Annotated in this window: 18 protein-coding genes; 6 read left to right on the forward strand and 12 right to left on the reverse strand. The window is 37.9% G+C overall.

Annotated elements, in window-relative coordinates; genetic code table 11:
• Window positions 1-172: 172 nt before the first annotated feature.
• A complete protein-coding gene (locus KMW37_RS14825; protein WP_215225433.1) occupies window positions 173-982 on the forward strand; it encodes a TlpA family protein disulfide reductase in 810 nt (269 codons plus the stop codon).
• 231 nt (window positions 983-1213) lie between these two features.
• On the opposite strand, the gene KMW37_RS14830 is transcribed toward KMW37_RS14825, so the two are convergent.
• From KMW37_RS14830 to KMW37_RS14850, 5 genes are all read right to left on the reverse strand, one after another.
• The gene (locus tag KMW37_RS14830) at window positions 1214-1366 is read right to left on the reverse strand and encodes a hypothetical protein (protein WP_215225656.1); all 153 of its coding nucleotides are present in this window, start codon (window positions 1364-1366) and stop codon (window positions 1214-1216) included.
• Between the two features lie 80 nt (window positions 1367-1446).
• The gene (gene purE / locus KMW37_RS14835) at window positions 1447-1962 is read right to left on the reverse strand and encodes a 5-(carboxyamino)imidazole ribonucleotide mutase (protein ID WP_215225434.1); all 516 of its coding nucleotides are present in this window, start codon (window positions 1960-1962) and stop codon (window positions 1447-1449) included.
• A gap of 3 nt (window positions 1963-1965) precedes the next feature.
• The gene (locus KMW37_RS14840; protein WP_215225435.1) at window positions 1966-3105 is read right to left on the reverse strand and encodes a 5-(carboxyamino)imidazole ribonucleotide synthase; all 1140 of its coding nucleotides are present in this window, start codon (window positions 3103-3105) and stop codon (window positions 1966-1968) included.
• Between the two features lie 96 nt (window positions 3106-3201).
• Window positions 3202-3354: a lmo0937 family membrane protein gene (locus KMW37_RS14845; protein ID WP_215225436.1), complete on the reverse strand. Its 153-nt coding sequence runs from the start codon at window positions 3352-3354 to the stop codon at window positions 3202-3204.
• Between the two features lie 80 nt (window positions 3355-3434).
• Complete coding sequence (locus tag KMW37_RS14850) at window positions 3435-5195, reverse strand: MutS-related protein (protein WP_215225437.1); 1761 nt, start codon at window positions 5193-5195, stop codon at window positions 3435-3437.
• Window positions 5196-5489: 294 nt separating this feature from the next.
• On the opposite strand from KMW37_RS14850, the gene KMW37_RS14855 reads away from it, so the two are divergent.
• From KMW37_RS14855 to KMW37_RS14865, 3 genes are all read left to right on the forward strand, one after another.
• The gene (locus KMW37_RS14855) at window positions 5490-6623 is read left to right on the forward strand and encodes an AraC family transcriptional regulator (RefSeq protein WP_215225438.1); all 1134 of its coding nucleotides are present in this window, start codon (window positions 5490-5492) and stop codon (window positions 6621-6623) included.
• 133 nt (window positions 6624-6756) lie between these two features.
• Complete coding sequence (locus KMW37_RS14860; protein WP_215225439.1) at window positions 6757-7521, forward strand: hypothetical protein; 765 nt, start codon at window positions 6757-6759, stop codon at window positions 7519-7521.
• A 292-nt stretch (window positions 7522-7813) separates the two neighbouring features.
• Window positions 7814-8416 carry a DNA-3-methyladenine glycosylase I gene (locus tag KMW37_RS14865; RefSeq protein WP_215225440.1) on the forward strand — a complete coding sequence of 201 codons (603 nt, stop codon included), beginning with the start codon at window positions 7814-7816 and terminating at the stop codon, window positions 8414-8416.
• A gap of 372 nt (window positions 8417-8788) precedes the next feature.
• On the opposite strand, the gene KMW37_RS14870 is transcribed toward KMW37_RS14865, so the two are convergent.
• Both KMW37_RS14870 and KMW37_RS14875 read right to left on the reverse strand, forming a co-directional pair.
• Window positions 8789-9166, reverse strand: coding sequence for a GxxExxY protein (locus tag KMW37_RS14870; protein ID WP_215225441.1), 378 nt, complete (start codon window positions 9164-9166; stop codon window positions 8789-8791).
• Window positions 9167-9603: 437 nt separating this feature from the next.
• Complete coding sequence (locus tag KMW37_RS14875; protein ID WP_215225442.1) at window positions 9604-10632, reverse strand: sugar phosphate isomerase/epimerase family protein; 1029 nt, start codon at window positions 10630-10632, stop codon at window positions 9604-9606.
• A 300-nt stretch (window positions 10633-10932) separates the two neighbouring features.
• Between KMW37_RS14875 and KMW37_RS14880 the strand changes: the two genes are divergently transcribed.
• Complete coding sequence (locus KMW37_RS14880) at window positions 10933-11343, forward strand: hypothetical protein (protein ID WP_215225443.1); 411 nt, start codon at window positions 10933-10935, stop codon at window positions 11341-11343.
• Window positions 11344-11417: 74 nt separating this feature from the next.
• On the opposite strand, the gene KMW37_RS14885 is transcribed toward KMW37_RS14880, so the two are convergent.
• From KMW37_RS14885 to KMW37_RS14900, 4 genes are all read right to left on the reverse strand, one after another.
• Window positions 11418-11999: an O-methyltransferase gene (locus KMW37_RS14885; protein WP_246581512.1), complete on the reverse strand. Its 582-nt coding sequence runs from the start codon at window positions 11997-11999 to the stop codon at window positions 11418-11420.
• A 137-nt stretch (window positions 12000-12136) separates the two neighbouring features.
• Entirely contained in the window at window positions 12137-12568 is a 432-nt protein-coding gene (locus KMW37_RS14890) for a hypothetical protein (RefSeq protein WP_215225444.1), read from the reverse strand.
• Window positions 12569-12887: 319 nt separating this feature from the next.
• On the reverse strand, window positions 12888-13262 hold the full coding sequence (locus tag KMW37_RS14895; RefSeq protein WP_215225445.1) for a DoxX family protein: 375 nt from the start codon (window positions 13260-13262) through the stop codon (window positions 12888-12890).
• A 3-nt stretch (window positions 13263-13265) separates the two neighbouring features.
• Window positions 13266-13898 (reverse strand): NAD(P)H-dependent oxidoreductase, encoded by a 633-nt coding sequence (locus KMW37_RS14900; RefSeq protein ID WP_215225446.1) that lies wholly within the window; start codon window positions 13896-13898, stop codon window positions 13266-13268.
• A 114-nt stretch (window positions 13899-14012) separates the two neighbouring features.
• Here KMW37_RS14900 and KMW37_RS14905 point away from each other — a divergent pair, with 114 nt between their 5' ends.
• Window positions 14013-14369: a winged helix-turn-helix transcriptional regulator gene (locus KMW37_RS14905; protein WP_215225447.1), complete on the forward strand. Its 357-nt coding sequence runs from the start codon at window positions 14013-14015 to the stop codon at window positions 14367-14369.
• A 106-nt stretch (window positions 14370-14475) separates the two neighbouring features.
• Here KMW37_RS14905 and KMW37_RS14910 read toward each other — a convergent pair whose 3' ends face one another.
• Window positions 14476-15099, reverse strand: a complete 624-nt coding sequence (locus KMW37_RS14910) for a peroxiredoxin-like family protein (RefSeq protein WP_215225448.1) — start codon at window positions 15097-15099, stop codon at window positions 14476-14478.
• Between the last annotated feature and the right edge of the window lie 31 nt (window positions 15100-15130).

A 15130-nucleotide genomic window follows, 5' to 3' on the forward strand; every position in this document is an offset into this window, starting at 1 on the left:
TTAAACTTGATCTTTCAAAAGTGGCACAGTTCGAACCGAAATCCCAACTGGAAATGGCACGGTTTAAACCGAAAGGCCTGGCACAGTTTGACCGAAAAGGGTGGCACAATTCAAACCGTTATATCCACTTATAAAACTATATTCTGTTTCTAAGAATAAGAACATTCTGGAATTGGCAACCAGTGATATTTTTATGAATAATGACCTACTGAATGATCCTTTTGCTGAAACTATAATTGGGTTTTATATATTAAACGGTGTTCTTAAAGGAGAAAAAAGTAATTCACGAAGTTCAGTATTTTTCGATTATAAAAAGGCTTATGACATAATCGCCTCACCTGAAAGTATTGACCTAAATGACCAATTGATTAAATATATTAAGTTCTTATGCCTCGAAAAGATGATCAAACAAGGTGAGAGCTTCGAAAGTACAAATAAACGCTATTTAGATTTTAAGAATACATATCAAGACAGCTCGTTCAATAATTATCTTGAAGAAAGGTATCTTATAAACTTCGAAAATCTCAAAAAAATAGAAGATGATATATCATTAATTGGTTTAGATCGAAAGATAAAATATTTTGATGCTCTCAAAGATCAACTAAAAGGAAAAATAATTTTTATAGACTTTTGGGCAAGTTGGTGCGGACCATGTAGAAATGTAATGCCAGATTCAAAAAAACTTATTTCCTTCTTTAAAGAAGAAAAAAATATTGTATTTATCTACTTATCAATAGACAAAGATTATGAAAAGTGGAAGAGTGCTTCTTACAGTGAAGAGTTAGAATTATATGAACACAATTACTTAATAGTTAACTTGGATAAGTCTAGTTTTCTAAAAGAAATAGGACTTAAGGAAATCCCAAGATATATTTTGTTTAACAAAGAAGGAAATTTAAGTCATATCAATGCGCCTGGGCCGAAAGGGGAGGAGCTAAAATCTGTATTACTCAAAGAACTGAAACAGCAAAGCTCCAACTGAGTGTATCATATTCATCATCATAGTGTAAAAATAATTTTTTTATATTGTTTCAATATTTTATAAAAGCAATCAATTTTAGTACACTAAACAAGTTAAAATACTCAATTTGTCAGTCTGAGCGAACCTAAGCCAAAAAAATGCCCTTCCAATCCGCTCAGGATAGCTTCATCTAAACATTTCCTTCTGACATTGTAAAGGATATTTTTTTGGAAAGACGCTTATAAGAACTGTTTAATTGATATTTTTTCCAAACTTAAAGCCCAAATAGGCTCCACCAATTACCATGACCAGTGTTATCCCTATGAGGAGTAAAAGAACTCCTAAAGGCATTTCCCAATCCTCCGAGCCAATTCTAAATTTGATATTCTTCTTGAAATCGATCATAGTCCTAAAGAAAAATGACGTCTGAATAAAGATGTTTCCTTTTTCCCGACGCCATTATATTTTCATAAGAAAATTAACACTTAGTCATCCAAAGTGTCTTTCCAGCCCTTAAGTTCAACCTCTCGGGCAGTTTCTTCTACCTTTTCTTTTAATTCTTTCTTATAGCTGTCTAAAGCTTCTGCTACCTTGGCGTCATAAGCACCTACCATTGAGGCTGCAAGAATTCCTGCATTTTTAGCTCCATTCAAGGCTACAGTAGCTACTGGAATTCCTCCAGGCATCTGCAAAATAGAAAGGATACTGTCCCAGCCATCAATGCTGTTAGAAGACTTGATCGGCACACCTACTACAGGAAGTGAAGTCATAGAAGCGACCATACCTGGCAAATGGGCTGCTCCACCCGCACCGGCAATGATTACTTTGATTCCTCGTTGACGGGCACTTTCTGCATAGTCGATCATTCTATGTGGTGTCCTGTGGGCCGATACAATGGTCATTTCATATCCTACTCCCAACTCTTCCAATGCCTTGGCTGCTTCTGACATAATGGGAAGATCTGATTTGCTTCCCATAATGATTCCTACCTGTTTGCTCATGATTTATGCTTTTATCTTAATGATATCCTTTACTTTCAAGGCTTTGGTCTTCAAAGCCGCTACATTTTCCTCCAAAATAGTCACATGTCCCATTTTTCGGAAAGGTTTGGTGATTTTCTTACCATATAAGTGAATATACACCCCCTTCTCTTTCATGGCTTCGTCCATTCCCTCAACCAGGGCATCACCTGTAAATCCATCCTCTCCCAATAAGTTCACCATGGCAGCAGGCATTCTCAATTCTGAATTGCCCAAGGGCATGCCCATCACCGAACGCAAATGCTGCTCAAACTGAGATGTAAAGTTGGCTTCTATGGTATGGTGTCCTGAATTATGTGGTCTAGGAGCCACTTCATTGACTAGTATTTTCCCATCCTTGGTCACAAACATCTCCACGGCCAAAATACCGATCATATCCAGTTTGGTGATGACATCCTTGGCTACCTTGATAGCTTCCTCGCCAATCTTCTCAGATATCTGCGCCGGAGCAAAAAGAAACTCTACCAAGTTGGCAGTAGGATGGAAAGCACATTCCACCGGAGGAAAAGCATCCAACTCACCATGTTCATTTCTAGAAACGATCACTGCGATTTCTTTTTCAAAATCCACCAACTTCTCCATTAAGCTAGGTGCTTCAAAAGCCTTGTCCAAATCAGCTTCAGACTTCAACACTTGCACACCACGACCATCATATCCTTCCTTGCCCAATTTATTGACTGCAGGAAGAAAACCTGCATTTGCCAAAACAGCCTCCTTATTATCTGTCAGGATAAAATCAGCTGTTGGAATATCTTTCTCCTTGTAAAACTGCTTCTGCTGTCTTTTGTCTTGGATAAGCTTGATAATATGTGGCTGTGGAAAAACTTTCTTGCCTTCTTTCGCCAATTGCTCTAAAGCATCTGTATTCACATTTTCAATTTCAATGGTCAGAATATCACATTTCTGACCAAAGTGATATACAGTATCATAATCCGTCAGCTTTCCCTGCGTAAAGTCATGACAAATATCCTTGCAAGGCGCATTGGCATCCGGATCTAAAATATGAATATCTATATTATAGTTGATGGCGGATTGAATCACCATTCGGCCCAATTGACCTCCACCTAATATTCCCAGTGTTTTCTGCTGATAATTATCTTGCACTTTTTCTTTGGTTTTATACAATGATCGGACAAAATTAAAACAAAAAAACGCTATCCTTAGTGAAGAATAGCGTTTTTTTCATTTATGTCCTTTATATCAGACCGCTCGACCTCCAATTAGTCTAAATAAGACAGCAATAACTGCCAAAACCAATAATATATGTATTAATCCTCCGACACTATATACGAAGGCGCCAAATATCCAACCAATGACTAATATGATCGCAATTAAATATAATAGAGAACTCATAACTATGGTATTTAGTGAAACAATTGATTTATAACTAATTACAACCAATCTTAATGCCACAATTACATTTTCCAACTTTTTTAATCAAATCTGATTCCCATTAATTCCATTAATTTATGGGCATTAAAACTTGGACAAGGCCCTTTTTTGATTTTATAATCAAATAAAATTTCATTGTCTTTTATATCACTTTGGAAACTATAATTGACCAAAGACTCATAGCTCTCCTCCAATTTACTTAATTCTATATCGTGAGTAGAAATGATCCCCTTACTCTTACTGCCCATAAGTTGCTTGATCAAAGCCTCGCTTCCCATTACCCTGTCTGTGGTATTGGTACCTTTTAATATTTCGTCCAAAAGGAAAAATACTGGCTTACCCTCTTCTGCCTGTTCCAATAAGCCCTTAATTCTAGCTAGCTCAGCATAAAAGGAACTTACGCTTTCTCCTAAGCTATCTGTATTTCTCATACTTGTAAAAAGCTGAAAAGGTCCAGAAAAGTAATAACTGGCAAATGGACTCAAGCCCAGATTGACCAATACCATATTGATACCTAAGGTTCTCATAAATGTGGTCTTTCCAGACATATTAGAACCTGTCAGGAGTACTGTCTTTTGTTGCTCCTGCATTTCAAAATCATTTGAGATGCAGACATCTTGTGGCAATAGCGGATGCCCTAAAGATTTAACTCCTATCTCCATTTTCTCTGTCCATTCAACTTCACAGCTAATGTTCTCCTCATTGGTAAATGCAGCCAAAGAAACCAATACCTGCCATTCTTCAAAAACCTCTTCCCATTCCTGCATATGCCCAGCATATTTTTTCTTCCAGCGTTCCAACCTCCAGAGTACCCAGAAATCTGCCCAGAAAAATAAATTAAAGATCAAATAGACCAAATTGGTCCGGTTCTGCACCGCAAAGCTTTGTTGTTCTAGGGACTTTAAGGCTTCAGATGCGCGGTATTTTTCGTCCAGAACAGGCGCTTGAAGCTGCTTTAGATAGACATCATTAAACTCCAAATGCTCCAGTTCACCAGACCATGCCCTTAAGGTTTTCAAATCTCCTTCATCTGGCATAATCTTATAAGCTTCCATTAAGGGCCTGAAGATCATGGCCAAAAATCCCAAGCCAATCAGTATCCATGCACTGAAATAAGCAGGAGACCAATTCATGAGCAACCATCCAAACAATAGCATTAAGCCCACCAAGGGACCTGTAATTAAAGGGAGCCAATAAAAGCTTTTCCAAGTTATTGGGCTTTTCAACCATTTATAAAATGGTTTCTTGTTTTTTTCCTCTTTGACAAAGGCCTTGCCGATGGCTTCAAAGTTCCTCACAAAATTTTGATGGCCACTTAGCTCCTTAATGGCGCTAAACCTTTTTTTAGCTTTTTGAGGATCTACCCCTGCCTTTAACCATTTTGCCAACAATGTTTTTCCACCATCGGCCACTGTGTGATTTAATAACTGGAATAGCGAATGTTCCCCAAAAAGATCGAGATCATTACAAAAAGCATGGTTCTTATCTCTAAACTGCTCTCCTTTATCAAAAGATGACAATTCCCTCTTCTTCCTTAGTAATTGATTACTTCTCATCTTCAAAACAGCCTTCAAGAAGTTTTGACGGTCCTTTTGATCATTAAATAGTTTGATCAAATAAATAAAAAGTGCAGCCAAGGGGAAAAATGCTAGTAGCATAAGGCGGACTTCACTCAATCCAATGATCAGGACCGCGCCTATGCTGAAAAACAATACCAACCTTCCCAGAGCCAAGCTTGCAATTGCTTTCTTACAAGCCCTAAGCTCAACCTGAGGGTTATCAGTTTGAAAATTCTTATTCATGCCCAAATATAGGAGAGAAATCTATACTTCAGGAAATAGAAAGTACAAGTTCCCCTCTCTCATCAATCTTTTATTTCAACACAAACAGTCAAAAAAACAGCAAGCCCTAAAACATCAAAAAATGCATTATAAATATATTTTACAAACATACACAATATTTAAAACGCATTTCATATAATATTTTAACTATAAAAGCTTATATTTATGGTACACCGACATCAACACTGACTAAGTATTTTGAAAAGTCTATTTTTACTCAAATTTCTGCAGGGCATATCTATTTCCAACCTGCTAATGACCTTTATCTTATTGTCCTTGGGTCTGACCAACACCTATGCGCGCGAAGAACAGCCCAATTCAGAATTAAGTTTTAGCAATGCCCCCAATTTGTTGGTATCACAAGAATCAGAAAGTACTGACTACTTACCCAATGCCTTTTATCCCAGCTTTGATTTTTCTTATTATCTAAATTCCTATACTGATACCTATCAGCTAATTCCCGATTTATCAATTAAACAGCCCTTTTTCAAAAATCCCTGGAGTAAAACAGTCTTGATTTTACTGTTAGCGGGTAGCCTAGCTTGGGGATTAGGAAAAACCCGTCAAACTCATTATGCAGGATTGCACCATTTAAGTGGTGACAAGCCCCAGGCATTATTAAGGATTAAAGAAAAACAAATCTTGGTCATAGGAACTGACCAAAAGCAATACATAAACTTAGTTGATAACGGCTTTTATGCTCGGTTTGCTTCAGACAACGATAATATCCCTGTTCTCTTTAAACAAAGTAGGCCCAAATTCATCTTATTGGACCTTAATATGAGCCCAGAAAAAAGCAAGCTGATACTTAGCACTATCAGATCCATGGATGTTCGTCACCAGATCAAAATAGTAGCATATGGCGGGGTCCCCAACTTTAGTCAAAAATTATGGGCACTGTTCCACGGAGCAGATGAATATATTTTTGGCCCTATCAGTCCACAGATTCTCGAAAACCATTTATTTACCAGTTGGCATCATTTAGGTTTTTTGGAAGATTCGCTACCCATTCAAAGAAACCCAATCCACAAAAAGAATAAGAATCTAGAACAATTACCCAGTTCTATGGAAGACTGTTTTATAGAAAAAGTCTTCCATGCCATATTGGAACACTATGAGGATGAAAACTTTAGCATAGATGAGTTGGCAGCCCTAGTGAATCAAAGCCGTTCCAATCTTTACAGAAAAGTCAAAGAACAAACAGGAAGGACCCCGAATAATCTTATTAGGCTTGCCCGAATCACCAAAAGCGCTCACCTGTTAGCATCTAAAGCCGGAACAATCAGTGAAATAGCTTATTCTTCGGGCTTTAGCAGCCTTTCTTATTTTTCTAAGGTCTTTACCGCCAGCTTTGGAATAAGCCCAAGTAGCTATATGGAAAGCCATTAATGGTAGTTTTGGGACTATTTTACAAGCTTTTGAGAGAAATTTACAAACATCAACTAACCCATATCAATTAATTTTAAATACTTAGCCAACGGCCCACAGCTTCAATAATCTTTTGTCATAAACCCAAACCAAAATGAAGCATTTTAGATATTTATTGGCCCTTACTATTTTTCTTTTATCAGCCTTGCTATCCAGCCACACCCAAGCAAGACAGCAAGAAAACATAGAGTTTATTCGTGTCGTCCTTGAATTCGATGTGAAGGAAGGACACGCTAAAAAGTTTGAGGATCACCTAATGGCATGGAAAGAATGTTATCTTTCCAATGGAGGGCAAACTGAATGGAGCGTCTTTTATCGCATGAATGGCGAAGGAGACAATTATGTATTTACCTATGTAAAACCAAACTGGGCTGCATTTGATGTAAAAGATGAAGCAGCTGGAGAATGTTTCAATTTGGCTGAACTGATGGTTTCTCCGGATATAAAGACATCCCGAACTCATATAACGAAGTTTATGCCTGATGTGAGCAAAGAGATTTCGACAGATGATATTTCAGTTATTTGGGTAACATTCTTTAAGGTAAAACCTTCTGGATATGCCCATTTCCTAGAAAACATCAACACAATATCAAACCAAATTGCTGAAGTTGAAGGCAATAAAAGAGGCTATTGGTATCGCTACCAAGGTGGTGCAGAAGGTTATCCACATTTTTTCGTGACTCAAGCCTTTGGTGATTTTGCCAGTTTAGATCAAATCAACGGTGTTTGGAAAAATCTGGAAGATGGACTAGGCAAAAAGAAAAAGGATGAACTTTATCAACAGTTCTTCGAGCCCGTCGCCAGTATATACAGTCATTTATACCGTAGAATGGACGAGCATAGTCATGAAAATGAATAATAACATTTCATACAGTTTATACTCTAAGCAGGTAGGGTTCCCTGGGTCCTACCTGCTTTCAAGATTCTTTATCAATTTAGAAAACATAGTGTGCTACCATCATTCCTATATTTTGGTTTAACGACGGAATGATTGTTGACAGATTTAAGCCTCAGCATTTAAGCTGGGGCTTATTTTTTATCTAAAACAGGACATTTTTTAGAAATTTACCATTTATTCTAGACCAATAGACTTGATCTTTCTGTATTTTTAAAATGATAATAAGTAATTAATCAAAGTAAGCGGAATCCCTATGTCACAATACCAAATCAACCAAACCGAAAAAACCCGTTGCCCATGGTGCTTAGGCTTTGAAGATTATATCAAATATCATGATGAAGAATGGGGAGTTCCAGTATGTAGTGACAAGGTTCACTTCGAATTTTTGGTGCTTGAAAGTGCCCAAGCTGGCTTGAGCTGGGCCACTATTTTAAAACGCAGGGATGGATATCGAAAAGCTTTTGCCGATTTCGACTACAAAAAGGTAGCAGATTTTCCAGAAAGTATGGTGCAAGAACTTCTTCAGGACAAAGGTATCATCAGGAATAAAATGAAAATTGAAGCGGCCATTAACAATGCCCGCCAATTCATGGAAATTCAGGCCAAAGTAGGCAGTTTTACCAATTATATTTGGGATTTTGTGGATGGCAGACCTATAGATGGCCTGCTAAAAAGCACTGGTGATGCCAAAGCCACTACAGCTGAATCTGATAAACTATCAAAAGATTTGAAAGCAAAGGGCTTCAAATTTCTGGGCAGTACCACCATCTATGCCCACATGCAAGCTACCGGATTAGTAAATGACCATTTGATGCAGTGTTTCAGGCATCAAGAAGTAAAAAGAATGATCAAGTGAACTCTGCGACTTCTTAATGAGCTTTGCGAGAACTGGTCTCACGCAAAGGGCGGCAAAGGTGGCACAAAGAGCGCTAAGATTCTTTATTATTTCCCTCAAAGCAACCAGTCTTTGCGAGCTCTGCGACTTCTTAGCGAACTTTGCGAGAACCAGTTCCACGCAAAGGGCGGCAAAGGTGGCGCGAAGAACGCTAAGGTTCTTTATTATTTCCCACGAAGCAACCAGTCTTTGTGAGCTCTGCGACTTCTTAGTGAACTTTGCGAGAACTGGTCTCACACAAAGGGCACAAAGGTGACGCAAAGAGCGCTAAGAATTTTTATTATGGCTTACTAAAATCCAACTTTGACGAACTCAGTGAAAAAAACCACACGATCAAAGATCATTAACTAAACGATGAATTCCTTCTTTTAAAATTTTCGTATTAAAGTTGATCAGGAGAGCTAATTTTTTGTTGGACAATTTCAAATATGTAAGTGTCTGATAAAAGTGAACAGGGGCAAGGTTTTCAACAGATTTTATCTCTATTATTACTTTATCCTCCACCACCAAATCTAATCGATACCCAACATTGTGCTTTACTTCCTTGTAGATTAGTGGCATTGCAACCTGATTCTTTACATTTAATCCAATTTCTTCCAAATCATACATTAAGGCATTTTCATAAGCCGATTCTAATAAACCTGGACCTAAAGCTTTGTGAAAGGCTATAGCACAACCAATAATTTTATAAGATATTTCATTCTCATCCATAACTAAAAAGTACTTTGAATTCCCTATTAAAAACTTAATCAATTAAAATATAACAAATTCTTGAATAGCATAAATTGCTTCACGAAAAGTAGATGAAAGTAAGTCAATGATTTCTATCTATTTATCCCCTAAAGTCTATTTATTTCTTAGCGATCTTGCAATAGCTAGCTTCGCGCAAAGAACAGCAAAGATGACGCGAAGAACGCTAAGACTTTGATTATATCTCACTGAAAAACAACCTGGCGAGCTCTGAGGATCCTTAGCAGACTTTGTGAGAAATAGTCCCACGCAATGGGCAAAAAAGAACACTAAGTCTTTTTTATGGCTCACTAAAAACCTGCCTTAGCGAACTCTGTGGATTCTTAGCGGGATTTGCGAGAAATAAAAAAATCCCAACCGGAAAGGCTGGGATTTAATTTAATTTTAAATTCCTTTGATTAAGAAAGTGCCTTCTCACAAAACTCCAAGCACCGCTGAACCTCCTTCACCGCATCAGATCCTTCAGGAATCTTATATTCCAATTCTATGGTCGCTGGGAATCTATATTTGTTTTCCTTCATCGTATTAAGCAATTCCGGAATTGGTGTATCTCCTTCGCCCCAAACCAAGTTATCTTGTCCATTTTCCTTTGTACGCCTGTCTTTGGTATGCATACTCATGATGCGTTTATGATGCTTCTCAATCAGTGGAAGTAAGTCGGTATTTCCTGCAGCAATATAATGGCCGGCATCTAGATTCAAGCCATTTCTTGGGCTTTGTGCAATTGCAGTATCCCAGAAATCAAAAGTTTCCTGAGTATGACCGTGATAGCCCACAGTCATCTTATACTTTTCTCCCAATTTCCCTAATCGCATGGTATGCGCATCATCAGATGGATGTTCCAAGGTCACATGACTTGCTCCCAAGGCTTTTGCGGCTTTCATCCCGTAAGCGATATCTGAATCTGTATTATTTTTACCAAATGAATTGGGCTTAAAGGCATATATGCTCACTCCAGCAGCCTTATACATCTTACGTAGATCTTCAAATTTTTTCATGTCTACATTGGCCCTCCAATCAGCTACCTCTTTACTATAAGCATCACTTTCAGCAAGCAGCTCTTCCAGTTCAGCCTTTTCTGATGCGCTAAGTTCTTCACCATTTCGCTTTTTTCCTCCCAATTGATACATCCTTCTTCTATCCAAATCCAACTGGGGCTTACCGGCAAAACTCTCTGCTGGATCTCCCATCAATTCAATAGCACTGATACCTGAATCGGTAACATATTTCAAGGTAGCTTCTGCACTTTGATCTGGCATGGACCGAAAAGAGTAAGTTATACAACCAATCTGTACGCCATTTATCAAGGAGTTAGGTTTATTATAGCTCTTGATGATGGAAGGCGCGCCTTGCAACCAGCTAGGTGCCGTAACCAAACCAGCTACGCCTAAAGCTGATTTCACAAGAAATTCTCTTCTGTTTTTCATACTTTTTTGAGGTTATTGAATAGGTTGATAATGTTAAAGAACAACAAATTAATAATTTTTCATTGAAATGGCCTTCCAAATCAATTGTTCCTTAATATGAAGGGATAATTGGTAAAAAATTTATTTAAAGATGGCTAAATCCCTTGGAAATTATTGTTAAGCCTTTGCTTCCTTTTTCATCACCCTTTTGCCTATCTTAAGTGCTATGTCTATAAAAATCAGTCAAAATAATTATTGTTTTATTCATTGATTAGTGAGAAATTATAAGCTAATATTTTATGGCCCAAAAAGTCTTTTACTATGAACAAATACGTCAAAATTGCTATTTTTTCACTTTTACTGATCATTACAGGAACCATTTATTGGAGGTATTTCTTTGTCTTTGCTGAAGGCGTAAAAGGCGGTACCCTTAATTATTACGAGAAAAAAGGCTTTGTATTCAAGACTTGGGAAGGCCGTTTAGTGCAGGAGGGTTTCCAAAGCCCTACAGCAGGTGCACTTCAAAGTAATGAGTTCAGATTTAGCGGACAAGGCACTGATGTCTCAGAAAAGTTGGAAAGAGCCAGCGGGAAATTTGTGGAATTACGCTATAAGGAATACTTGGGCAAACTTCCTTGGAGAGGAGCAAGTAGATTTGTGGTATACGAAGTCCTGGAAGTCGGAGGGGTAAAGGAAGGTGTGAATAGTGAAATTCCCGCGAATAAAGAATAAGTTCTTTAAATCCATTCTTTTATGGAAAAAGCAGTATAGATATAAAGGGGCAATTTTAAATTGCCCCTTTTATTTTACTTTTTGGTTGCTATAATGACCCCAGTAGACCAATTCATTTTGCAAATGGAAAGATCCTTTCTCTGCTCCAAATAGGCTACCAACTTATCCACATTATCTTGGTGACCTTCAGGCCAATTGGGCTGCGAATTCATATCATCAATGACATAGAAACCTCCTTTCTTTAGTAAAGACAGCGTTTCCTCCAACACATTGTACTTGCCCGGCCAAGCATCTGCAAAAATCAAATCAAAATGTTTACCCTCGTATTCTCGGATCCACTTGGATCCATCAGCACAAATAATATCCACACGTTTGTCCTTTCCAAAATAGCCCTGTGCAATTTCACTTAGGGAAAAATCATTATCCACAGTAATAAGACTGGAATCTTCATCCAAACCATCCACCATCCAGGCGAGAGAAAGACCTATCCCGGTACCCAGCTCTAAAAATTTACCACAGGGTTTAGAGGAAATAAGGGTCTTCAGTAAAGTGCCAATAAATTTATCAGAAGGCATGGAAAAACCAATTTCCGCACACTTAGCTTCAATTTGTGGATAAATTTTCGGCAGGTCTAAAATATTACTGTCTTTCATCATAAAGAACATTAGAGGGATTTAATAAAAATTTCAAACTGAATATACTTAATTCTTACTTATTTGGGCAATGGCATCTATTTAATAAGCACAGCTATATGCTTATCCACATTCATTGAAAAAAATCAAACTACAATTTTTTATCGAACCAAACCAATCATTAAGCCTACAGATAGTCCCAAAGTAGATTTTTTTGATGATAGCATACTGTTGACAGCCACGCTTGCTCCGACATATTTTGAAAAAGCAAATTCCACCTTTGGAAGCAATACCAAGCCAATGCTTGACTCATCCACGTTCTCATATAAATAATTGGCTCCATTTGTCCCCTCACCCAAGGGCACCGCAGACCAATTGGTAACTGTTCGATGATCATTATAGCTTAGGCCAGCTGATAAATTTGCCCGAATAGTTTTCGCATTATTGAAGCTAATGATTTTCCCAAGGGATACCCGGTAGCTTCTTATCCTGTCATGGGGCCTGAGCAGTCCAATACTAAGGATATCAATAATAGGATGAATCCGGAAATTATCTGGCTTATTGCTAGAAAGCATATAGGTAGTATACCCCAAGTCCAAGGTCAACTTAGAAGCCCCAACATGGTGAAGACCAATATCCAGCCCAATTCCAGACCCACAAGTATATCTTCAGAAAATTATAGTGCCTTTTTGAAGCCTCTTGGGCTATTGATTTCAGCGATGACATGGAACAAACAATTAGCATTAAAAAAAACCGTTTTGTCAAAACTAAAAATTCTGCTTTTCGCCAAAACGTAGTGAGCGTAAATTGTGCCCAATATAAAAAATAAAACTGTCCCATAAATTGATTTGTTAACCAGCCTGTTTATAATCAAGACATGAAATCAAAATATGGGACAGTCCCTTATAGTTTTTATGCTTTTGCTGTGGCCAAGCGCTTTTGTTGAAAGCGAAAGGACACCATCAAGATAGCTAAAAACACCAATGGCATTACTGTGGCAGAAACTGCATCTCCCAAAGCCAAATGTGTGATAAATGCAGATACAAATACAATCACAAACCCCACATAAGCACTGGTTTTGAATAATTGGGGGATACCTGGAATCAACAATACCAAAGCACCAATGATCTTGGCGGTTCCCAGCTCTATCCTAAAGAAATCAGGGAAGCCCATGGCCTCAAAACCTGCTTTCATATTGGGATCAGCGAAATAATTATAGGCGCTGAAAAGCATCATCAAAGCCACTATGGCTGTGGTTGCCCAATAGATAATATTATCTTTCTTCATCTCTTAAACGGTTTCAAGTAAAAACTCTTCCTTTGGAGTTCTCACCTTTTTCAAATTCACATTCCAATCTGCAGACTCATCTCTGTATCCAAGAGGTAAAATAACTGCACTTTTCAAACCATGTTCCTTCAAGCCTAGAAGTTCATCCATAGCTGCATTATCAAACCCCTCCATAGGAGTGGCATCCACCTTCTGTTCAGCAGCTGCAGCTATCGCCAATCCAAAAGCAATATAGGCCTGCTTTGCAGCATGGTTTGCATGCCATTCTTCGGGTAACTGATTATACATTCCCCAAAGACGCTCCTTATAGTCATCCATTCTATCCAATGGCAGCCCTCTTTCTTCTAAGGTCTTGTGGAAAACCTCTTGGATCTTTTCTTCAGTGTATTTGTCCCATGAAGCAAAAACCAAAATATGTGAGGAATCGGTAATTTGACTTTGGTCCCAGGCTATGGGCTTCATCTTTTCTTTCACCTCTGGATCAGTGATGACCAATATCCTATATGGTTGCAAACCAGAGGAGGAAGGTGCCAATCTCGCTGCTTCAAGTATATATTCTAATTTTTCCTGAGGAACTACTTTTCCATTCATCTTTTTGGTGGCATATCTCCACTCTAAATTTTCTATTAAGCTCATAATCTTAATGTTTCTTTTTTTGATATGGCAAAATTAGCTATATTTACTATACAAAAGTAAGTACTATACTTTTGTATACTGATATACTAAAGTATAGCTAACTCGTTTAAGATAATGGAAACAATCATAGAAAATCAAAAAGTTCACTTATGCTCCAGTGAATTTGTTTTAGCCGTTCGTGAGGCTATGAATGCCATTAGTGGCAAATGGAAATTGCCGATTATTGGATCTCTCTGCTATGGCACCAAGCGATTTAAAGAATTGGAAAGAGATATTCCCAAAATCACGCCAAGGATGCTTTCCAAGGAATTAAAGGAACTTGAACTGAATAGTATCATAAAAAGAACTGTCCATGACACTACTCCTGTGACAGTAGAATATGAGCTCACACCTTCAGGAAAAAAAATCAAAAATGTATTGGATGCAATGGTCAAATGGGGCTTGGAGCATCGGGAAAGTGTGATGGTATAATTTATATTTCCTTATTCCTGTGAATAATGATCCACCCATAGATACCAAAAAAAGGACAACCTATAATAGACTGTCCTTGATTTTAACTTTCACTATCTGATCTCAGTTACTTCAATGTTCCTAGCGCAGCCTTTATCAGATCCCCGCTGATTCGGGTATCATAATTGGGATTGATATATTCAAACTGAATATTTCCTTTTGTATCCAAAGCAAATACAGCTGGAACAGGAATAATTCCCGGATTTAACTGAGCAGAAGCTTTGAAAAGCATTTCCTTATACCTGCCAGGAGCTTGGAATGCCAAGCCAAAGGCCTTCGTCACTTTCAGGTCATTATCTGAATAAAGGCTGTATGTTAAGTCATTCTTATCCACAGTAGCTTTCAGCTGCTCAGGAGCATCTGGACTAATGGCCACAATCTGATAGCCCATATCCAAAATATCCTGCTCTATGCTTTGCAACTCTGCCAAATGCTTATTGCAGTAAGGACACCAACCTCCACGATAGAAAATCAACAACGTTGGTTTTTCAGCTACGATATCATTTAATGATTTTTCATTTCCTTCCGTATCTTTAACCTTACTTTCCGGTATTTGCTCACCAATCAAAAGGGGAGAAATATCAGTTGGATCAGCTGGCACATCCATTCCTGATTGTGCGAAAGCACTATTATATTGGAAAAGAGCAATAAGCAAAAAGGCCCAAAGGCTTTGAGAATAGTAATTTTTCATTTTTTCTAAATTCACATCAATAGTTCAGGTT

The sequence above is a fragment of the Echinicola shivajiensis genome (assembly GCF_018642165.1).
GTDB lineage: Bacteria > Bacteroidota > Bacteroidia > Cytophagales > Cyclobacteriaceae > Echinicola > Echinicola shivajiensis.

What these genes read in the sequence shown, in the direction of transcription:
- KMW37_RS14865 (WP_215225440.1), top strand. Translation starts at nt 7,814, where the DNA reads ATGTCACAATACCAAATCAACCAAACCGAAAAAACCCGTTGCCCATGG.
- KMW37_RS14880 (WP_215225443.1), top strand. Translation starts at nt 10,933, where the DNA reads ATGAACAAATACGTCAAAATTGCTATTTTTTCACTTTTACTGATCATT.
- KMW37_RS14850 (WP_215225437.1), bottom strand. Translation starts at nt 5,195, where the DNA reads ATGAATAAGAATTTTCAAACTGATAACCCTCAGGTTGAGCTTAGGGCT.
- KMW37_RS14860 (WP_215225439.1), top strand. Translation starts at nt 6,757, where the DNA reads ATGAAGCATTTTAGATATTTATTGGCCCTTACTATTTTTCTTTTATCA.
- KMW37_RS14895 (WP_215225445.1), bottom strand. Translation starts at nt 13,262, where the DNA reads ATGAAGAAAGATAATATTATCTATTGGGCAACCACAGCCATAGTGGCT.
- KMW37_RS14885 (WP_246581512.1), bottom strand. Translation starts at nt 11,999, where the DNA reads ATGATGAAAGACAGTAATATTTTAGACCTGCCGAAAATTTATCCACAA.
- KMW37_RS14845 (WP_215225436.1), bottom strand. Translation starts at nt 3,354, where the DNA reads ATGAGTTCTCTATTATATTTAATTGCGATCATATTAGTCATTGGTTGG.
- KMW37_RS14875 (WP_215225442.1), bottom strand. Translation starts at nt 10,632, where the DNA reads ATGAAAAACAGAAGAGAATTTCTTGTGAAATCAGCTTTAGGCGTAGCT.
- KMW37_RS14905 (WP_215225447.1), top strand. Translation starts at nt 14,013, where the DNA reads ATGGAAACAATCATAGAAAATCAAAAAGTTCACTTATGCTCCAGTGAA.
- KMW37_RS14855 (WP_215225438.1), top strand. Translation starts at nt 5,490, where the DNA reads ATGACCTTTATCTTATTGTCCTTGGGTCTGACCAACACCTATGCGCGC.
- KMW37_RS14910 (WP_215225448.1), bottom strand. Translation starts at nt 15,099, where the DNA reads ATGAAAAATTACTATTCTCAAAGCCTTTGGGCCTTTTTGCTTATTGCT.
- KMW37_RS14900 (WP_215225446.1), bottom strand. Translation starts at nt 13,898, where the DNA reads ATGAGCTTAATAGAAAATTTAGAGTGGAGATATGCCACCAAAAAGATG.
- KMW37_RS14870 (WP_215225441.1), bottom strand. Translation starts at nt 9,166, where the DNA reads ATGGATGAGAATGAAATATCTTATAAAATTATTGGTTGTGCTATAGCC.
- KMW37_RS14830 (WP_215225656.1), bottom strand. Translation starts at nt 1,366, where the DNA reads ATGATCGATTTCAAGAAGAATATCAAATTTAGAATTGGCTCGGAGGAT.
- purE (WP_215225434.1), bottom strand. Translation starts at nt 1,962, where the DNA reads ATGAGCAAACAGGTAGGAATCATTATGGGAAGCAAATCAGATCTTCCC.